This is a genomic window from Paenibacillus sp. FSL W8-0919 (assembly GCF_038003785.1).
Lineage (GTDB): Bacteria > Bacillota > Bacilli > Paenibacillales > Paenibacillaceae > Paenibacillus_AQ > Paenibacillus_AQ lactis.
In genome coordinates, this window is sequence record NZ_JBBOPV010000001.1 from 2,778,483 (window position 1) to 2,797,896 (window position 19,414).

20 protein-coding genes are annotated in these 19,414 nt (G+C 51.6%); 13 read left to right on the top strand and 7 right to left on the bottom strand.

The window, feature by feature from the left end:
* Complete coding sequence (locus NST44_RS12430) at window positions 1-633, bottom strand: nitroreductase family protein (protein ID WP_007127442.1); 633 nt, start codon at window positions 631-633, stop codon at window positions 1-3.
* A 353-nt stretch (window positions 634-986) separates the two neighbouring features.
* On the opposite strand from NST44_RS12430, the gene NST44_RS12435 reads away from it, so the two are divergent.
* On the top strand, window positions 987-1,598 hold the full coding sequence (locus NST44_RS12435) for a TetR/AcrR family transcriptional regulator (protein WP_007127443.1): 612 nt from the start codon (window positions 987-989) through the stop codon (window positions 1,596-1,598).
* 163 nt (window positions 1,599-1,761) lie between these two features.
* Here NST44_RS12435 and NST44_RS12440 read toward each other — a convergent pair whose 3' ends face one another.
* The 4 genes from NST44_RS12440 to NST44_RS12455 all read right to left on the bottom strand — a co-directional run bounded on the left by NST44_RS12440 (window position 1,762) and on the right by NST44_RS12455 (window position 4,492).
* Complete coding sequence (locus tag NST44_RS12440; RefSeq protein ID WP_340899661.1) at window positions 1,762-2,163, bottom strand: ester cyclase; 402 nt, start codon at window positions 2,161-2,163, stop codon at window positions 1,762-1,764.
* Window positions 2,164-2,228: 65 nt separating this feature from the next.
* Window positions 2,229-2,573: an ester cyclase gene (locus tag NST44_RS12445; RefSeq protein ID WP_340899662.1), complete on the bottom strand. Its 345-nt coding sequence runs from the start codon at window positions 2,571-2,573 to the stop codon at window positions 2,229-2,231.
* Window positions 2,574-2,588: 15 nt separating this feature from the next.
* Window positions 2,589-3,764, bottom strand: coding sequence for an SGNH/GDSL hydrolase family protein (locus NST44_RS12450; protein WP_340899663.1), 1,176 nt, complete (start codon window positions 3,762-3,764; stop codon window positions 2,589-2,591).
* Window positions 3,765-3,823: 59 nt separating this feature from the next.
* On the bottom strand, window positions 3,824-4,492 hold the full coding sequence (locus tag NST44_RS12455; RefSeq protein ID WP_007127447.1) for an NADPH-dependent FMN reductase: 669 nt from the start codon (window positions 4,490-4,492) through the stop codon (window positions 3,824-3,826).
* A gap of 195 nt (window positions 4,493-4,687) precedes the next feature.
* Here NST44_RS12455 and NST44_RS12460 point away from each other — a divergent pair, with 195 nt between their 5' ends.
* From NST44_RS12460 to NST44_RS12470, 3 genes are all read left to right on the top strand, one after another.
* A complete protein-coding gene (locus tag NST44_RS12460; protein ID WP_340899664.1) occupies window positions 4,688-5,479 on the top strand; it encodes an ArsR/SmtB family transcription factor in 792 nt (263 codons plus the stop codon).
* Window positions 5,480-5,705: 226 nt separating this feature from the next.
* Window positions 5,706-6,296: a hypothetical protein gene (locus NST44_RS12465; RefSeq protein WP_340899665.1), complete on the top strand. Its 591-nt coding sequence runs from the start codon at window positions 5,706-5,708 to the stop codon at window positions 6,294-6,296.
* 15 nt (window positions 6,297-6,311) lie between these two features.
* A complete protein-coding gene (locus tag NST44_RS12470) occupies window positions 6,312-6,749 on the top strand; it encodes a DnaJ family domain-containing protein (RefSeq protein ID WP_340899666.1) in 438 nt (145 codons plus the stop codon).
* Window positions 6,750-6,833: 84 nt separating this feature from the next.
* On the opposite strand, the gene NST44_RS12475 is transcribed toward NST44_RS12470, so the two are convergent.
* On the bottom strand, window positions 6,834-7,757 hold the full coding sequence (locus NST44_RS12475; RefSeq protein WP_340899667.1) for a S66 peptidase family protein: 924 nt from the start codon (window positions 7,755-7,757) through the stop codon (window positions 6,834-6,836).
* Window positions 7,758-8,135: 378 nt separating this feature from the next.
* On the opposite strand from NST44_RS12475, the gene NST44_RS12480 reads away from it, so the two are divergent.
* The 8 genes from NST44_RS12480 to NST44_RS12515 all read left to right on the top strand — a co-directional run bounded on the left by NST44_RS12480 (window position 8,136) and on the right by NST44_RS12515 (window position 18,207).
* On the top strand, window positions 8,136-9,428 hold the full coding sequence (locus NST44_RS12480; protein WP_340899668.1) for an ABC transporter substrate-binding protein: 1,293 nt from the start codon (window positions 8,136-8,138) through the stop codon (window positions 9,426-9,428).
* A 32-nt stretch (window positions 9,429-9,460) separates the two neighbouring features.
* Entirely contained in the window at window positions 9,461-11,191 is a 1,731-nt protein-coding gene (locus NST44_RS12485; RefSeq protein WP_340899670.1) for a sensor histidine kinase, read from the top strand.
* Complete coding sequence (locus NST44_RS12490; RefSeq protein WP_340899671.1) at window positions 11,176-12,819, top strand: response regulator; 1,644 nt, start codon at window positions 11,176-11,178, stop codon at window positions 12,817-12,819. Before NST44_RS12485 ends, NST44_RS12490 begins: the two co-directional genes overlap by 16 nt.
* A gap of 214 nt (window positions 12,820-13,033) precedes the next feature.
* Window positions 13,034-14,353: an ABC transporter substrate-binding protein gene (locus NST44_RS12495; RefSeq protein ID WP_340899672.1), complete on the top strand. Its 1,320-nt coding sequence runs from the start codon at window positions 13,034-13,036 to the stop codon at window positions 14,351-14,353.
* 143 nt (window positions 14,354-14,496) lie between these two features.
* A complete protein-coding gene (locus tag NST44_RS12500) occupies window positions 14,497-15,423 on the top strand; it encodes a carbohydrate ABC transporter permease (protein ID WP_007127459.1) in 927 nt (308 codons plus the stop codon).
* A gap of 13 nt (window positions 15,424-15,436) precedes the next feature.
* A complete protein-coding gene (locus NST44_RS12505) occupies window positions 15,437-16,264 on the top strand; it encodes a carbohydrate ABC transporter permease (RefSeq protein ID WP_007127460.1) in 828 nt (275 codons plus the stop codon).
* Window positions 16,264-17,232, top strand: a complete 969-nt coding sequence (locus NST44_RS12510) for a phosphoglycerate dehydrogenase (protein ID WP_007127461.1) — start codon at window positions 16,264-16,266, stop codon at window positions 17,230-17,232. Before NST44_RS12505 ends, NST44_RS12510 begins: the two co-directional genes overlap by 1 nt.
* A gap of 45 nt (window positions 17,233-17,277) precedes the next feature.
* Window positions 17,278-18,207: a dihydrodipicolinate synthase family protein gene (locus NST44_RS12515; protein ID WP_007127462.1), complete on the top strand. Its 930-nt coding sequence runs from the start codon at window positions 17,278-17,280 to the stop codon at window positions 18,205-18,207.
* Between the two features lie 119 nt (window positions 18,208-18,326).
* Here NST44_RS12515 and NST44_RS12520 read toward each other — a convergent pair whose 3' ends face one another.
* Window positions 18,327-18,782, bottom strand: a complete 456-nt coding sequence (locus NST44_RS12520; protein WP_007127463.1) for an Lrp/AsnC family transcriptional regulator — start codon at window positions 18,780-18,782, stop codon at window positions 18,327-18,329.
* Between the two features lie 95 nt (window positions 18,783-18,877).
* On the opposite strand from NST44_RS12520, the gene NST44_RS12525 reads away from it, so the two are divergent.
* Window positions 18,878-19,312 (top strand): carboxymuconolactone decarboxylase family protein, encoded by a 435-nt coding sequence (locus NST44_RS12525; protein WP_007127464.1) that lies wholly within the window; start codon window positions 18,878-18,880, stop codon window positions 19,310-19,312.
* Window positions 19,313-19,414: the final 102 nt, after the last annotated feature.

A 19,414-nucleotide genomic window follows, 5' to 3' on the forward strand; every position in this document is an offset into this window, starting at 1 on the left:
TCAAAACCGTTCGCGGATAACAACTTGATCGACAGGGAAACGGTTCGTTGGATACGCCGGCTGTTCAGCATAGCCTAAAGTCAACATCAATACCGGAATATAGCGGTCGGGAATGTTTAATTCTTTTCTTAGAGCTTCTGCATCATATCCTCCCATTGGCCCTGAATCAATTCCATGGGCTTTTGCGGCTAACATAAGCTGCATCGCTGCAAAAGAGGCGTTTCGAATGGCATCATGTATCCCAGCATGCCCGGCATTTTTGTAATGATTGTCTATATCGTTGACGATTGAGTTTTTAACTTCCTCTGTCATGAAGCCTGCACGAACCGATTCTCCATACACGTTCTCAGCATTTTCATTCGCTTTCGTGTCACCGAGTACAATGACTACCGCAGACGCGTCAGCAACTTGTTGTTGATGATAGGCGATAGGCAGTAAACGCTCTTTGTTTTCTTGATTCTGAATGGTGACGAATTTCCAATGCTGAAGGTTCCAAGCCGATGGAGCGGTTGCGGCTGCTTCTAGAATCTGATGCAGCGTACTTTGTGGAATACCGACCCCGCTTTGATACTTTCGTACGCTGCTGCGCTCTTTCATAACTTTAATGACGCTGGTTTCAACTACTGTCGCCATGACAAAACACCTCTTCTAATAGAATGAAAAACGGTTCATTAGCTTCTTTTACAATTGACTTACCAAATTCCTGAGCAGCTCATATGCTTGCGTAAGTGAGATCAGCAACCTCCTTTCTCGATATGATGAAGACGCTGCGACATCGCCTGCTTAGGCTTAGGCGAGCTGACTCTTTGAAGTGAATTCATAAAAGCCATTTAGCATAAAGTGGAAGCTCAGCGCTATTGACCAAATGGTAAGTTATAACTTTACAGTTGTCAAGTATAACTGACTAAATTTTCAATTGAATTTGACTTTCGGGAAATTAAAACTTACCATTAGGATGAATAGGCTTGTAGCGGAGGTGCTGAATAATGGGGGAGATACGTAACGCCGAACGTACCCGAAAGAGGATTCTTGAAGCAGCAAGAAAAGAGTTTTTCGAGAAGGGATATACAGGCGCGAGGATAGAGGCCATCGCGGTAAACGCTGATGTGAAGAAGCAATTGATTTATCATTATTTTAAAGGGAAAGAAGAATTGCTAGTGGCGGTTCTCGATCAAATGACAGTCGAATTGCCGGAGTGGACTACCCAATTTCCGTCAGATCCTGTACATACTGCGGAGCATCGTTTCCAAGTGAATTGTCAAACAAGAATGGATTTCTTAAAGTTCACGGTTTGGGAAGCACTTGAAGAACAGCCGCAGCAGAATTCGAGGAAAAAAAGAAGAACGGAAGCCCTTCAATCGTACGTTGATGATATGAAATCAAAACAAGAAGCCGGTCTTGTGCCGGAGGACTTGGACCCGGAGCTTTTGACTTTGGCTATTAGCGCATTGACTACGTACCCGCTTATTTTTGGGGATGTTACCAAGATGGTGACTGGAAGCGAGCCTACTGACCCGCAATTTCAAGAAAAGTGGTCAAAATTTCTTACGAAGATCAGTGCGCGGATTTTTGGTAAGGATGACTTTATGAATGAGTGAAGGGAGTCACTCCTATTCGAGACATGCAAACAACCGATCCAGGACCGGACCGGTTGTTTTGCATGTGCGAGCTAGGCCTGGGAGAACAAATAATCTGAACGAAGCAGCTAAATCCGGGTCAGTTCCCGCGAATCCGGAGCCACATGGCCACTAATCGTCCGGGTCAGTTCCCTCGAATCTGGTGCCACATGGTCACCATATCGATCCAGCCGCGATGCTCGGTGATCTTGCCGTTCTCGACACGATATTGACGGTACAGCGTGACATCAATCGAGTTGCCCGTAGGCGCAGTTCCAAAGAATATGCCTTGGTGCGTGCCTTTTACCGTCATTCTGACGAGTACCTTATCCCCTTGACCAATGATTTGTTCCACCGTGTAGCGTTTATCGGGAAATGCCTCCAGGATCGTGGCAGCAAATCTTTTCAGACCTTCCTTGGATTCGTAAGCGAGCTCCTGATAGTCGTCGGACAGAAACCGATCCACGCAATTCAGTTCACTTCGATTCCAGAATGCCTCGATAAAGTCGCCAACCAATTCCACATTGCTCTGTTCTATCGTTTTCATTCCCAAACATCTCCTTTTCTTAATTAGATTGCCGTAACGAAGACAGTCGTTCGAACCTGCCGAAGTTAAGCCTTTATTTGAGGCAAAAGTGTTGCCGTATCAAACCAGCCGTGGTGTTCGATGATTTTTCCGTCGATTACCCGAAATTCGCGAAATTGAGTCGCCTTTACCGTTTTGCCTGTAGGAGGGTTTCCTGCAAAATGGCCAGCATGCACCGCTGTCATGAACATTCTTGCGATGACCTTCTCTCCTTGAACCAGGATCTCATCCACAGTGAAGCACCGATCCGTGAACGCCTCAATCATTTGCGGGACAAAGAATTGATCCGTCTTCTCCAAAACATGCTGATTTGCAACGTCCTCGATAAAAGCGGTTATCGTCTCTACATTCTTTTGTTCCATCGTGCTCATACAAACATCTCCTTTTTAGATATGGTTTGGATTGATCCCGAAGAGGGACAAAGGGATGCAATCGGCTAATGCTTGGAATCCCTTATCGTTCGGATGAAGATGATCGCCGAAATCATAGGCGGGCAGCAGTTGTTCGGGATGCTGCGGATCAGCCAGCCCCTCGTTAAAGTCTATAATGCCGTCAAATCCTTCGTTGGCGAGGATCCAGCGGTTCACTTCTTGCCGGATGATTTCTTTTTCATTTGTGTAATAAGGGGCATTCCCAAATGGCGGGAGCGTACCGGCAAAGATGCGAAGTCCCTTCTCATGCACTCTGGCTGCCGTTTCCTTCATTCCGGCAATGATCTCGTTGGCGCTTGCATTTCCGATCCCAATATCGTTAATGCCTGCGAGAAAAATAACATCCGTAACACCACAATGAGAGAACACATCGCGTTCCAGGCGGGAAAGTATGCACTCTCCGCCAAGGGGCATTCCGGCATCCGGGCCGTTTGTCAAAATTTGATTCCCGACGATCCCTGCATTGAGAACAGAGACGGGAAGCGCAATTTGTTCCCGATCCAGCCGCTCTTGGAAAAAGTCCGGCCATCGTCGGTTCGTGCCTGGGGTAGAAGTGCTTCCTTCCGTAATGGAGTCTCCAAGAGCAACAATGACACGAAACGGATCACCATAGCTCAATACCTCTAGTCCGGATAGCCAATAATAAGAATGTATCTTATTCCGAAAATGTCCCGTGCCGCTGTCGTCCGTTCGGTTTCCCTCAGCAACATAGGTGATGCTAGGAGGGGAAAAATGCCAAGTTGAGGTCCTAGTCGATGCCGGAATATAGATGCTGATTGCAACATCGGTATTTTCATGAAGCTGAAGATCGATAGGATCGGTATAAATTTCTTCTCCGGCAGGAATGGTGATGGTTGTATGGCCATGTAAGGTCACATGCCGACAGGTACCGGGAACGATAAGACCATCCTCTTCGGATAAAGCTGCGGCAACTTTACCGAAGTGCACAGGCTCGGAACCGTAGAGATTGGAAAACTTTAACCGGAGCTTGGAACCGAATGCATGCGGATGTACAATCATTCGTAAGGTTTGATCCTCGAACCGTTCTTCAGCAACCGTTCGATCCTCATACGTTGGACTCGCGAACCAAGAGCCGATCCATTGGTCCTCAGCATGCTGCTGTTCATTCATTGCCAGGTTGACCTCCTTCACTAAACGTTACCGTTAGGTAACATATTATCGAAAAAAAATTAGTTTGCTGCTGCGGCTGTGGGTGATGCGGGTGTCGTTGCAGCCATTGTAATCGTTGATGGTTCTGCTGCAGCTGCTGCTGATGGAGCTGTTGCTGCCGCAGTCGTTGCCGCTGATGCTGCCGCTATCGTGACTGTTGCGGTAAGCTGCTTGGTCAGCTGTAAGAATCGGTCGACTGAGCTGAGAACCCTGTCTCTCAAGCCATCATCCAGCGGAGCGCCGTCTGATCCGAATGTATTGGATCCATACCCGATGGAGATCCACTCGGGACAATTAATCCCGTGCAAATTTCGCACAATCGCTTGCAGATGTGTAAGCGAGCTGACTCCGAGCGGGCCGCCAGCCGAGCTTATGGCAAGCACCGATTTGCCAGCGACTTGATTAACGTTTACATAATCTAAAGCGTTCTTGAGTGCGCCCGATATGGAGCCGTGGTATTCCGGGGTGGCAAGGATCAAACCGTCCCCATCTGCGACGGCCTTCAGCATATGCTGTACGTTCGGATGAAAATCCCAGTTGTCCGGTGAAAAAAGCGGCAGCTGCAGCTCCGACAAATCGATAAATGTAACCGAAACATGCTGAGCCTCCATTAGGCTTTCTATGTAACGGAGAAGGAGCGTGCTTGTTGCGTTATGACGGTTGCTTCCTGCGATCATGGTTACTTTCATGTTGAACATCACCTTTCTAAAATGGTCGACTTCGGATCAGTGGATTTGCATGCCGCCGGCTGACAAACAAATCCGTTTGTGATAATATGTGACTATAAAGTCACTTGTTATGTCTTCATCATACGTGACTGAATGGTAACGTGTCAAGTGGATTTAAGCCCTTTTTTTTCATAACGTCAGAAGGAGGTGTAGCAATTGGAAAATAACATATTCAAAGCGCTTGCGGATCCCAGCCGCCGTAAGCTGTTGGATTTGCTTCATGCATCGGACGGACAGACGCTGAACGATCTTTGCATTCCGCTCGATATGTCCAGGTTCGGCGTCATGAAGCATCTTAATATTCTAGAAGAAGCTGGACTCATTACCACAAGAAAAGCAGGGCGGGAAAAGCTGCATTATTTGAATGCGGTCCCTATACGTCAAATCTACGAACGATGGGTCACCAAGTTCACCGAACCTTGGGCAATCGGATTGTCATCTCTTCAAAATGAATTGGAGCGTGAATTAATTTTGGAAAACAAACCACAACATATCCACCGGATAGCGATTAAGGCAAAGCCTGAGCAGGTGTGGCAAGCTCTTACGGACCCTGTCAAAACATCGAAATTTTGGTTCAATTGCGCCATTCGATCTACGTGGGAAGTTGAATCTTCATTTGAGTTATGGAACGGCGAAGAGAAGAAAGCGGAAGGGGTCATCCTGGAGATAGACCCTCCTCATAAGCTCGTGATGAGCTGGCGTTTTATTTCATTTCCCGGTACGGAGAACGACTCCGCATCGCAAATTACTTGGGAGATCGGTGCACATGCGGAGCTTCAGGGCGTAACCCTTGTCACGGTTGTGCATGATCAATTCGAACAAGCGGTAAGCACTGCAAAAATTCTGGAGAACGGATTGCCTGTTGTGCTTTCAGGCTTGAAAACTTTGCTTGAAACCGGGGAGATGCTCGTTCAAGAGAACCATTCCGGTTCTGCCGAAGATCGATAAAATCGGGGTCCCAGCCTTCTGGCTGATAATTCTGGAGGACCCGTCTCTTGCAGCGATGCCGCCAGGGACTTCAACCGCAGTTTGTACATTATGAAAAACCCGCTAGACTCGAGGATTCTCGAAGGTTTGGCGGTTTTTTTGCTATGTCGTAAAACAAACTGGTAATTTCATTTGCAGCATGTTATATTTTGGATAATTCTGCATGGCATGGTGGAGGGAACACAGAATGAGAAAAAAGAAGCTGGTATTCATGTCGGTCTCACTCTTCTTCCTGTTGGCCTTGTTAGCGGCATGCAATGCTTCCGGAAAGCCGGTTTCGGAGCCGGAAGTCCAAAGCAACGAGCAAATGAAACCGGCAGAAAACGAGAAGGATCCGCAGAAGCCGGAAGATAACGACCTTGATCCAAGGATCGCGGCCGGAAGAGAACTCATAACAAGGTACATCGTAGATTACTATAAATTCACGACTCCTGAAGCATTTCAGGAAGGGTACTTGAATGTTCTGTTCGATATATCCATGCAGGACCATCCGAGATACAACGGCTTGAAGAATTATCACCCGGATGACGTGAAGGAGCACAGCAAGGCCGAAATCGATACGATCGAGAAAGAATCCGTTGAACCCAAGGAGGAAGGCGGCTTCATTTACAAAGCGACGGTCACGGATAAAGTATTCTTTAAAGAGGTTCCCAAGGACGAACAGCCTTTCTTTTACGAAAAGAATGACTATGAGCTTCATATTAATCAGGATGGCAAGGGAGCGTATAAAATCTTTGATATTTCATCGAAGCAAAGAATTTATTTCCCTGATATGTAAAACGGAGGTGACGAAATGGACCGGAATGTTGACCTCACAAAATCAGCAGCTGACCCTGAACCTGAAGAAGATCAAAATAAAGAAGACGAACGGCGCCAAATGTCGACCAGCAGCTCGCTTCTGGAATCAGCCATCGACAGGTTTGCCCGGGAAGGCGGATTTGACGATTTACCCTTGAAGGGAAAACCCATCAAGATCGAAGACGGGGATGTTCTGACAGGGATCATGAAGAACGCGAATTACCAGCCCGCCTGGATTGAGCTGAGAAAAGAAATCGCTGCCGACATCAAGCGGCTTGTGGACCGTTCAGACCCGAGCATGATTTCAGAGTCAGAGTATGAGGCCATTAATCAAAAAATTATTAAGTACAACCGGACGGTTCCGAATTCACAGCTGCAAAAAGGGCTGCTGTCGGCAGCCAATTTGCATGCAGCCTTGGATAAATGGGAGTAACACGGCCAAGAGACCTTAAGCCACGAGCTCAAGGTCTCTTTTGTATTTCGATGAAGCTCTTGATGATGAATGGATCCGTTAATTTTATACACTGACGGTAGGCTCAACCACCGTGATGGTATTATTGACTGAATCCAGATTAACCATGGCGCCAATCGGCAAAGCGGCTTTATATAGGCCATGACCTGTCGCGAGGTTTGTGATCAGCGGCTTACCGAGCGGTACGATGAATTCGTCGATGATATCCTGATAGGACTTGCCGTATGCAGCCTGACAGCCCGTACATTCCCCTGTAATGATGCCAATGCAATCGCGGAATTTTCCGGCCAGCTTCAAATCATTCAAGTATCTATAGACCGTATTGGTAGGCTCATGCGTTTCTTCAAGGACGAGAATTTTACCGCGCGTATCGATTTCGAAGGGGGTCCCTAACGTGTCTACAAAGGATGTCAGGTTACCGCCAATGAGCGGTCCCGTAACATTCCCCGGAATCCGGCTCACCAGCGGCATGCCCGGCGGATTCTGAATCGGACGGGATAATGAATATAGGGACGTCGCGGCAAAAAACTGGTCAAAATTATAGGAGGGCGTATCGGGTTTGAAGTCAATCAGCAGAAGGCTATGGAAGGTGATCAAATCCACAAGCTGATGCAGCGTATTTAACAATACCGTTATGTCGCTGTAGCCTGTAATGATTTTCGGGTTATTCCGAATCACGCCATAATCAAGGTAGGGAAGGATTCCGGCTACCCCGGTGCCGCCTCTTGTGGGCAGGATCATTTTAACCTGCTCGCTCTGGAACATCATCATCAAATCGGATGCCCGCTGTTCGTCCGTACCGGCAAGAAACCCGTTTTGCGCATATACATACTGGCCCAACACGACATTGAACCCGAGTGCTCTCAGAAAATCGATCCGTGCATCAATGATGTTAGCCGCGAGCGGGCTGCCTAAGGTCACGATCCCCACGGTATCGCCCCGCTGCAATATTGGCGGACGTATCGGCATATCCTTATCTTCCTCCTTTGAACATAGAAGAAGCCAATGTCTTGAGTGCTTCTAGATTATATTGGAAAGATCGACCGCACATTACTACTATAGAGCTTTGCCGAACAAAGAAACCGCTCTTTCGGAATGGTTGGAAGCCACTGAGGTTTAGCGAAGGGGCGGTTTTCTTTGCAAAAAATCTGCCAGCTCCCAAGCTGCAAAGCATGGCCAGAGCGCGCTGATGGCGCGAAGCGCAGGCGTTTCCCGCCAATGGCCGAAAGATACAGGAGGATTATAAAAAACGTTAAATATAGATACCATATGTTAAATTTTTTCAGTGTTCTCCTGCTTGTAAACGCTTTAATATCGATTTATGACATGACTGAACGGAGGGGGATTATGAAACTAGCAAGACGTTTCTGCAGCGTGTTATGGATGGCCGCATTGATGATGCTGGCAGCGGGATGCAGCGGCATTGACAGCCGGATTGCCGAATCAGAGCGGCCGATGGACCCTGTGCGGATCACCGCGTATATGGCCAAAAATCCGGTGGCGGACATCCTCCGCGCCCATCTTCCGGAATTCGAGGAGAAGACGGGCATCCAGGTGGATTTTCAAGCGTTGACCAATGAGCAGCTCAGCCAAAAAATGTTCGTTCAAATGACGGTAGGCAGCGAGAGTCCCGATGTATTTATGATCCGGCCGCTGGAGGAGCTTAGCCTGTATGAAAGCAATGACTGGCTTGCACCCTTGGAATCGTATGCTGTTTCAGACCCCCGCTATGATTTTGCCGATTTTTCCGGCACGGCGCTGGAATCGGTGACGGTTGAGGGCAAGCTGCTTGCCGTCCCGCTGTCGACTGAGCAGCAGATTCTATTCTATCGGAAGGATTTGCTGGAAAAGAAGGGAATCGAGGTGCCGCAAACGTTGGACGAGCTGGAAGAAGCAGTCAAGCAGTTGCATGATCCCGAGCATGGCGTCTACGGCTTTGTTGCAAGAGGGCAGCGAAGCGCTCTCGTCACTCAGCTCTCCTCCTTCATATATTCCGAAGGCGGGAATTTTCTGAACGAGGATCAGGCTGCGCTAAATACGGAAGAAGCGCTTAAGGGAATGAAGCGGTATGTGAATCTGCTCCGGAATTATGGGCCTCCCGATGCAATCAACTTCAGCTGGCCGCAATCCGCGGATTTGTTCGCCCAAGGGAAGGCAGCATTCTTTACCGATGCCAGCGCGATATACTCCCTGCTATCGCAATCGGGGCTGAATAAGGAGAACATCGGGTATGCGATGTTTCCTGCAGGCGACGCGGGCCGCAAGCCCTACAGCACCACCGCTTGGGGCATCGCGATGAATGCGAACTCGCCGCGCAAGGAAGCCGCATGGGCATTCATCGAGTGGGCTTCAGGGAGAGAGATGGTGCTGCAAGCCCAGAAGATCGGAAACCCGGGAGCGAGAAGCTCGCTCTGGCGTGACGAGGAAGGCATCTCCGGCTTTCCGGAAGGACTGATCCCGATCATTAATGAATCGATTCCGATCGGAATGAGCTATGACCGCCCGAAGGTCATTCATGTGAAGGAAGCGCGGGACATCATCGGCAGCATTGTCGTGAAGGGATTGGTCGGGGAGGACATCGAAGCAGCGGCCGAATCCGCGAACGTTCAATTGCAAGAGCTGATCGACAGCGAGAAGTAGAGCAGCTTGCTCTGACAACGGGGGGATGATCGATGAAGCGGTTAAGAACAAGTACATTTGCAAAGCTGACCACCTTGCTGGCGGTCTTGGTGATCCCGACGATTCTGCTGTATGCCTATTCCCATCAGGTCAGCATTAACGTGGTCCGATCGACCGTGGAGGTGGGGCAGCACAATCGATTGACATTTTTCATGAGCCAAATGGACACCATGGTCGACCAGCTGACGAAATATTCGGTGATCGCAAGCAGCGACGACGGGATCAAAAGTTATTTGGCGGAGCGTCCCCGTAGTACCCCGATGCAGCGAATCGACAGCCAGCAGCGGATTATGGACATGCTGAATATGCAGATAGCGACGAGCAGCTGGGACAGTCAAATTCTGATGTACCTCACGAAGTATCAGGAATTGCTCACGACGGATCTGTCGGCCAGGTATGATGCCGAGTACTTGGCCCAAGCCCGTATGCAGGTCTGGTCCTATCATCACGATTCGCAAGGCCAGGCCTATTTCAGCTGGATGAGAACGCCGGCTTCCTCGAAGGAGCTGGTCGTGGAGATCCGGTTTACCGACCAGAATGTAATCAATATGCTGAACCGATTGAAGCAGGATGGGGACAGCGAGCCGTTTCTGTACGCGCCCGGCAAACCTGTCATTGCAAGCAGCACATCGGTAAGCGAGACCGTTCAGCTAGCTGCAGATGCTTTAAGGGACATGCAGCTCGGAGACCAAGGCAGCCGAATCGTGCAGTCGGGGAAGGGCAAATACGTCATGAATTACGTCCGGTCCGGCAGCCTGGGCTGGTATCTGGTTGATTTTGTCCGGCTGGACAGCGTGTATTCTCCCATTACCTTGAGCAGCACCCTCTTTTACATTTCCGTATCGCTTCTGCTCGTTCTCGTCTTGCTGCTGACTTTGCTGCTGTACCGTAACGTTCAGCGCCCGATTTCCCGGCTGCTGCATGCGGTTCGAAGGATCCGGGACGGTCAATATATGACCCGTCTGCAGGATGCGCCGAAGAATGAATTCATGTATCTGTTTCACGCCTTCAATAATATGGCCGAGCAAATCGAGGATCTGATCGAACGGGTATACAAGGAGAGCCTGCGGTCCAAGGAAGCGACGCTTAAGCAGCTCCAATCGCAAATCAATCCCCACTTTCTGTACAATTGCTTGTTCTATATCAAAAATATGGCGAATCTCGGCGAGAAGGAAGCCGTTGTAGCCATGGCCCTGAACCTCGGGGATTATTACCGCTATACGACCCGGTTGGAGAAACCGACCGCGCCGCTTGAAGAGGAGGTCAAGCTGGTGGAAAATTATTTAACCATTCAGATGCTTCGTCTTCAGCGATTAACCTTCGAGATCGAGATTCCCGAAAATATGCAGCAGCTTGAGATTCCGCGTCTCCTGCTCCAGCCTATCGTAGAAAATGCCGTTATTCATGGCGTGGAGGATCAATTGGATTTTGCATTCATTCACATTCACGGTGAGATCGAGGGGAGCCTGTGCAAAATCGTGATCGACAATAACGGCGATGGCTTGGACCGCGCCATTCTGGCTAAGCTGCGGCGGCAGATCGAGGAGCCGCTCCACGAGCGCGGAGGGTTCGGTCTGTGGAACATCCAGCAGAGACTGGTCACCCGTTACGGCAAAACATCCGGACTGTCCTTCTCGGAATCGCCGTCCGGCGGGCTGCGGGTTGAATTATGCTGGAACGATCCGGATCTGGAAAGGGAGGAATCCGCATGTATAAATTGCTGATCGTTGATGATGAGGCCAGCGTGGTCGAGGGGCTGGCGCATACGATTCCCTGGGACCGAATCGGGATTGACGAAGTGCACAAAGCTTACTCCGGCTTCGAAGCATTGGAAATCCTGCAGACGCAGCCGGTGGACATTATGATATCCGACATCAAAATGCCGCGGATGAGCGGTCTCGAGCTTATTGAAATAACGAGAACGAGGTGGAAGAAGCTTAAAACGATTCTGTTGTCCGGGCATGCCGAGTTTGCTTACGCGAGGGAAGCCATTTCGCTTGGCACTTCCGAGTATTTGCTGAAGCCCGTTAGCGACGAAGTCGTCCTGGCTAAAGTAGGGAAGGCGGTGGAATCGCTGCGGCTGGAGCGGGAGTCGGACGAAACCTATAACCGGGCGGTTCAGGCCTTCCGCGCCAATCTGCCCCAAATGCGCAGCGAATTTCTGAATCAGCTGCTGCAGGGCATGAACTCCCCGGAGGACGTATGGACCAAGAAATTGGAGCTGCTTGAGATGAGCTCCGCGATCTGCAGCGAAGCAGCCCTGATGCTGGTCCGGATGGAGGACCGGCTGACGGAGATGAGTCCGTACGACTCCTCGGTTATGGAGTATGCCATCGGCAATATGGCCGACGAAATTTTCGGCGACCGGTTTCGTTTATGGCGGTGCCGGGACATTCACGGGTACCTTGTATTTTTTGTTTTTGACAGCCATGATCCGAAGGAGGAGCGTCCGCCCGATACTGCCCCGGAATACGAGCTAAAGCACTGCGCGTCGCAGCTGCAAATGAACGTCAGCCGTTATCTGAAAGGAACGATTTCCGTGCTGATCGGCAGGCGGGGCCGCTTTCCGGAGGATGTCCGCAAGCTGTACCAGGACAGCCTACTGGCGCTGCGCCGCCACATCGGCAGCCACAGCGATATGTTCGTGTACGCCGCGGACGAGGAGGAGCTCCATCCGGTACGTTCCTTGCAAAAATGCTATGAGCCGCCGCTGCTGCATCATCTGCTGGAGTCCGGCAGCTGGGAGCTGGTCAGGGACAAGCTGGAGCAGATCCTGAAGGAGCTGTCGCTCGCGCACAGCCAATCCCAGGAGCATGTTACCGAAGCCTTTTTCTTCATTTATTCCTCCCTGAGCGCTTATGCGCATAAGAACGGACGCAGCTTGAGCGATTACCTGGGAGCATCCCTTGCGGACGTGACGGGACTATCCCAATGCACGAACGCGGCCACGCTCGGCAAGTGGGTAAACCAGGTGCTGCCGCTTCTGGAGCAAAGCGCCGAGCGCGCGACCCGAAGTGACCGGAGTGCAGCCGTGTCCCGGATGAAACGGTTCATCCGGGAACACCTGTCCGAGGATATTTCCCTGCAGGCGATTGCGGATCATATGTACATGCATCCGGTGCATGTGTCGCGTCTGTTTAAGATGGAGACCGGGTCGAATCTGAGCGATTATGTGCTCCGACTGAAGATGGAGCAAGCAGCGGAGATGCTTGCCGACCATTCCTTGAAAAACTTCGAAATTGCCTTGAAGCTGGGCTACCAGAATCCGAATTATTTCATCCGGGTGTTTAAGAAATACTATTCCGTAACGCCCCAGGAGTACCGAAACAACCTGGAGGCCGGGAAGCCGTAACTCCAGGCTCTCGCCCGTATACCGTCCGTTTTCAGCGGTTTGTTATTGCTGGAAGCGGGTTTTTTTATGTGCGCCGGCTGCTGCAGCCGCTTGCCCGGCATCGTGTTAAGGAAGGAGAGCCGATGTTAAGCCTCTATCATTTAACCCTGTCCATTAAGCGCTTACAATGAATGGTGTAAAGGCATTCCACTATATACGAGGGGTGAATGATGAGATGAAGAAGAGCACGATTCGATGGATAACGGCCGTTTTGGCCCTGATTTTGACGGCAGGATGCGGCGCAGGGGGAACGGGAGGCAGCAGCTCGGGGAATGCCGATCCGGGCAAGGAAACCCTGACCTTCTGGATGAAGAAGCAGATGTTCGAAGAGCAGAACCAGATGATTCAGGAGAGAGCACAACAGTTCGGAGAAGAACATAATGTGAACGTGAACGTGGAGTTTATCGCGTACGAGGATTTCTACCCGAAATGGTCGGCAGCGATTGAATCGGGGACAACGCCGGACGTTTCCTTTTTCGGATATCAGGAGGTCGGACAATTCTATGCCAAGGATGTTCTGGAGGATGTGACCGATCTTGTCGGAAAGGTAGAGAAAGCAAACGGGGAGATTCAAGACAGTCTGAAAGCATCCGTAACCTTTGAGGACAAGCTGTACGGGGTACCGCTCTGGACCGAGTCGACGGCGCTGTACTACCGCAAGGACATGCTGCAAGCCGCAGGGTTCAGCGAGCCGCCGGCAACGTGGGAGGAATTCCGCGAAATGGCAAAGGCGCTTACGGATCCTTCGAAGGGCATCTACGGGGCCGGGCTTGGATACGGCAAGGGCAATTCGGACGCCGAATGGCTGACCCGGGCGATAATTTGGTCCCATGGGGGATCGCTTGATACCGAGGACGGCAAGACCGTGGTCGTCAATACGCCTGAAACCCTGCAAGCGGTACAACTGATCAGGGACATTTTCATTGAGGACAAGGTGACTCCGCCAAGCTCCATCGGTTGGGATGACAGCGGTAATAACAAATCGTATTTAAGCGGCCAATCGGCCATGATCTTTAACGTCGGCAGCCTGGCGGCAACCATCAAGAACGACAATCCTGAATTGTATGAGAATACGGGCATCGCCATGCTGCCGGCAGGACCGAAAGGAGCCGTTGTGCCTGGGATCAGCAACAATCTGGGCATATTCAAGGCATCCAAGAACAAAGACCTGGCGAAATCCTTCATCGAATATATGACGGATAAATCATGGTACGGCACGTGGGTGGAGAACGGGGCTCCGTTGACCGGTCCGATCTATAAGGAGCTGGCAGCCGAAGCGGTATGGCAGGAGGAGAAGAACAAGGGATTCGTCGACTCCATCGCTCATTTCGCCTTCCTCGGATACCCGGGGGTGTATAATCCGAAGGCTGGAGAGATTTACAACCTCCGTTATGTCAACGACGTATTCCAAAAAATGCTCCTCGATTCCGGCTTTACGGCCCAGCAAGCAGTGGAAGAGCTGCAGGCCAAGATCGAGGCGGTATATGCCAAGTAAGCGACAGGCGCGCTAGATATCACCAAGTAAGCGCCGCCAGACGCTAGATATTCACACAACATCAGGCTTCGTAGCCCGGCCTAAGCTCTAAGGCTTGTCAGGGCTGCGGCGTCACTTGAGGCAACAGAAAGAAGGTGCTATCCATGAAAAGCTTGGAGGTTCAAACGACGCCGGGAACTCTTCCGGCATCCGGAAGGGAGAGAAGCAAGAGCGGCAGCTGGCTGGCCTACCTGCTCATGAGCCCGGTGCTGATCTATTTGCTGGCCGTCATGGCGATTCCATTCGGCTGGGCGGTTTATCTCAGCTTGACGAATAAGGTGGTCGGGGTTCCCGAAACGTTCGTCGGCTTGCGGAACTATGCGGAGCTGCTTGCTGATTCCGTGTTTTGGAAGGCGGTCTGGAACACGCTGGTCTTTACGCTTGTCGCGGTTATTTTGAAGGCGGTATTCGGCATGATCATGGCGCTTGTGCTCAACGAGAATATCGTTGCCCGCAACTTTTTCAGGGTGATGCTCTTTCTCCCGTGGACGATCCCGACGATCGTCTCCGTGTTTACCTGGCAGTGGATCTATTCCGACGTCGGCGGCGTACTGAATGCGCTGCTCCTAAAGACAGGGCTCATCGATAGTCCCGTCGGCTGGCTGGCCACACCGGATCTCGCCATGTTCTCGGTCATTCTGGTCAACGTCTGGCGAGGCATTCCGTTCATGGGCATCGCCATACTGGCGGGCCTGCAGACGGTGTCCAAGGAAATGTACGAAGCCGCCATGCTGGACGGGGCTGGAGCGATCAAGCGCTTCTTCTACATGACGCTGCCTTCGGTTAAAGAAGTGACCATCCTGTCCTCCGTCATCACGACGATCTGGACGCTGAACGACTTCGAGATCATCTGGCTTCTCACGCGGGGCGGCCCGGACAACGGCACGCAGGTTCTGTCCACGCTCAGCTATACCGTAGGATTCCTGAACATGAGCCTCGGCAAAGCGATTGCGATATCCGTCATTACGCTGCCGCCTTTGATCATGCTGATCAACTATGTGACCAAGCGTTCGCTGGCGTCCGACAAGTAAGGAGTGATTTTTGATGAAAAATACGCTTGGCAAGCAGATCACGGTATATGCCACACTCGCCCTGCTGCTCTTGTTCGCGCTCTTTCCTTTATATTGGATGGTCATTACGTCCTTCAAGTCCAATGGAGAGATCTATTCCATGACGCCTACGTTTTGGCCGAAGGAGTTCCTTGGAACCGCCTATGACAGGCTGATCAACGAAAAGGGCTTCATGACGAATATCAAAAACAGCCTGCTCGTCTCGCTGATCGTGTCCGTATTTTCGATCGTGGTCAGCATGCTGGCCGCATATGCGATCTCCAAGCTCAAGTTCAGAGGGAGAAGCTTCATCTCCAAGAGCATCCTGTACGCGTACCTGATGCCAAGAGCGGTTCTGTTCATTCCGCTGTATATGCTGGTGACGGCCATCGGCATCAACAATTCCATATACGGGCTCATGCTGATCTACCCGACGATTACGATTCCGTACGCTACATGGATGCTGATCTCCTACTTCAAGTCCATTCCGGACGAGATCGAGGAAGCGGCCATGATCGACGGGTGTTCCCGAATCAGCACCATGACCAAAATCATCTTTCCGCTATCGGCGCCGGGCATTGCGGCTACCTTTATCTTTTCGTTCACGCTGTGCTGGAGCGAGTATCTGTACGCCCTGGTCGTCGTCACCAAAGGCGCGGACAAAACGATCACGCTGGGGCTGTCGGACATGATCGTGGGCGACGTCTTCGCTTGGGGACCGCTGATGGGAGGCTCTATCGTCGCATCGATTCCGGTCATCATCATGTACCTGTTTACATCCAAATATATGGTTAGCGGGATGACGGTAGGAGGGGTTAAATAATGAAAGGGAAAAAAGTGCTGGTCACCGCTACGAATTACTCCAGGCTGTGCGCGAATGCCAAGCAGCTGCTGCTGGATAATGGCTGCGAGATCATAGAGAACCCCTATGGACGTCCACTGACGTTCGGGGAGCTGAAGGAGGTGGTAGGCTCGGTCGACGGCGTCATTGCCGGCGTGGACACCTGGAACGAGGACGTGTTCAAGCTGGCGCCGCAGCTTAAAGGGATCGCCCGCTTCGGCGTCGGCGTGGACAATATCGACCTTGAAGCGGCGCGAAAGTACGGCATCCAGGTCACGAATGTTCCGAGAGGCAATGCCAATGCGGTAGCCGAGCTGGCGGTCGGCCTCATGATTGCCGTGCGCCGGAGCATTCCGCTGCTTGACCAATCCACGAAGAACGGCGGCTGGGACCGGTTTGTCGGCTCCGAGCTTGCCGGCGGGACGGTCGGTCTCCTTGGATTCGGAAATATCGCCCAGCTGACCGCCAAGAAGCTTAGAGGTTTCGATGTCGAGCTTATCGCGTACGATAAATATCCGGATGCAGCCAAGGCGGAGGAGTATGGCGTGAAGCTGACAACCTTCGAGCAAGTGCTGACGGACAGCGATATCGTCAGCATGCATTTGCCCAGCCTGAACGAGACGTACCATATTATGAATGACGGGGCTTTCTCCATGATGAAGTCTTCGGCAGTGTTCATCAATACGGCCAGGGGAGCCGTCGTGGACGAGCAGGCGCTCGCCAGGGCGCTCACATCGGGCGCCATCGCCGGGGCAGCCATCGATGTCTATGAGGCCGAGCCGGTATCCGCCGACAATCCGATCCTGCGGACCCGTAATCTCATCACGACGCCGCATACCGCGGCCGAGACGTACGAGACGTATGAGCGGGTCAGCATGGTTACCGCGCAGGCGCTGCTGGATATATTCGAAGGACGCGAGCCGCAGCATTTGTTGACGCCGAGAGCGTAATCAATCACGCATAAACGATGCGAACCTAATGAGGAGGGGACGCCTATGTATCAGAACATTACCAACGGCAACTGGCCGGTTATGCTAACGCCGTTTACGGAGCAGAACGAAGTGGATTACGAGGCCCTGGAGCGGCTTATCGACTGGTATATCGAGCGGGGGGCCGACGGCCTGTTTGCCGTGTGTCAATCCAGCGAAATGTATACCTTGACCCTGGAGGAGCGCGTACTGATCGCCGCCTTCGTCAAAGCGAAGACCGCCGGCCGGGTGCCGGTGATTGCATCGGGGCATGTATCCGATGACTTTGAAGACCAAGTCGCGGAGCTGAACGCCATCGCGGAAACCGGTGTCGACGCCGTCGTCTTGATCACGAATCGGCTCGCAGGTCCCGATGAGTCCGATGATGTGTGGCTGGCGAATCTCGATAAGCTGCTCGCGCGCATTCCGGAACACGTACCTCTCGGGTTGTATGAGTGTCCGGCCCCGTACCGTCGTCTGCTGACGCCGGAGATGCTGAAGAAATGCTCGGATACCGGACGCTTCCGGTTCATCAAGGATGTGAGCTGCGATCTGCAGCTGATCGGGGACAAGCTCAAGGCGGTTCAGGGAGGAAGCTTGAAAATCTTCAACGCCAATACGGCGACGCTTCTCGGCAGCTACCGGCTCGGGGCCTTCGGTTTCAGCGGCGTGATGGCCAATTTCCATCCGGAGCTGTATACGTGGTTGTTCCGGAATTGGGAGAGCCGGCCGGAGGAGGCGGAGGAGCTGTCCGATTTCCTCAGCGTCGCCTCCTTCATCGAACGACAGCTTTATCCCGTGAACGCGAAGTATTATCTTATGCTCGAAGGCGTGCTGACGAACTATCGCTGCCGCTCGAAAAACCATGAGGAGTTCAGCGCCACCCAACGCTTGGAGGTCGAGCAGCTGCACCGGCTGTCCAAGCGGTATGCCCAAAAGTTTCCGATTTCATCATAAGGCTTGGATTTTGCAAGCAAGGACCGGCTCGCGACCGCCTCATTAGGGGGCGGCTGCGAGCTCTTTCAATAAGCAGAGGCACAGAGGGAGGAGGTAGAGGAAGGGGAACAGGTCGAGCATCACGATGGAGTTGAGAGCTGCTCTTTTAGGCTGGTAACGATATTCACCTCGGAAAAAACGATATGGGTCGAAGGAGAGGTATAGCTCGCGATGCTGTTCACGAACGCCTCGATTTCCCCCAAGTCCGCCGCGCAGATCCTGACGAAAAAACAGGCCCGCCCCGCTGTTCGCCAGCATCCCAGCACGCGGGGATGTGCTTGGGCAAATGCCTTGAATTTCTCAAAATCCCCGTTTCTTACGGTGACCTCCATGATGCACTCAAGCCCAAATCCAAGCTTTTTCCGGTCGATCCCGATGGTGTACCCGGTAATGACGCCTTCGCTCTCAAGCCGGCGCACCCGCTCCGTTACGGATGGAGGGGAGAGATTTACTTTCTTGCCAAGCTCCCGCATGGACAGTCTGGAATCCCGCGAGAGCTCATCCAGAATGGAGAGATCAATGTCGTCGAATTTCATATGAAACCTCATTTCATAAATTATGTTGTATTTGTTAGTTTATCATACATGAATGATTTCAATTGTAAAGGAACTCGAGGGGGTAAGCCTTTATAATGGAGAAGTGGAAGGAGGGGATGACCTTGGCGAGAATTTCTTACTCCAAGTCAGGGGATACGCCATTTCAACAACTGCTGGGTCATAATGAAGATATTCGAGCACAGTGGGTGGAGCTGGAGGAAGCTTTTTACCGCAGCGGCCGATTAAGCCAAGAATTAAAAGAACAAGTTCGCCGTACGCTTGCTTTCGGGAACGGGTGTAAATACTGTCAAGCGAAAGGTAAGCCGTCAATCAGCCACGAAGATTCCAGAATCAGCTTGGCGGTGGCTTTCGCGGATTTATTTCTAAACCACCGCGACTCCATCAATCAGAATACATTCAACGTGTTAAGAAGTGAATTTTCGGAGCCTGAGATCGCGGAGCTATGCTCCTTCGTGTGCTTTACCACTGCTTCCCAAACGTTCGGGGCGGTGATGGATCTGCAGCCCTGAAATAACCCTAACAGCCAAGGGCTTTGGATCTAGCTGTCACCCGATATGAGCAGCTTTCTTCTACAGAAAGCGCTGGCAACATCTCAGCGAAAAAAAGATCAG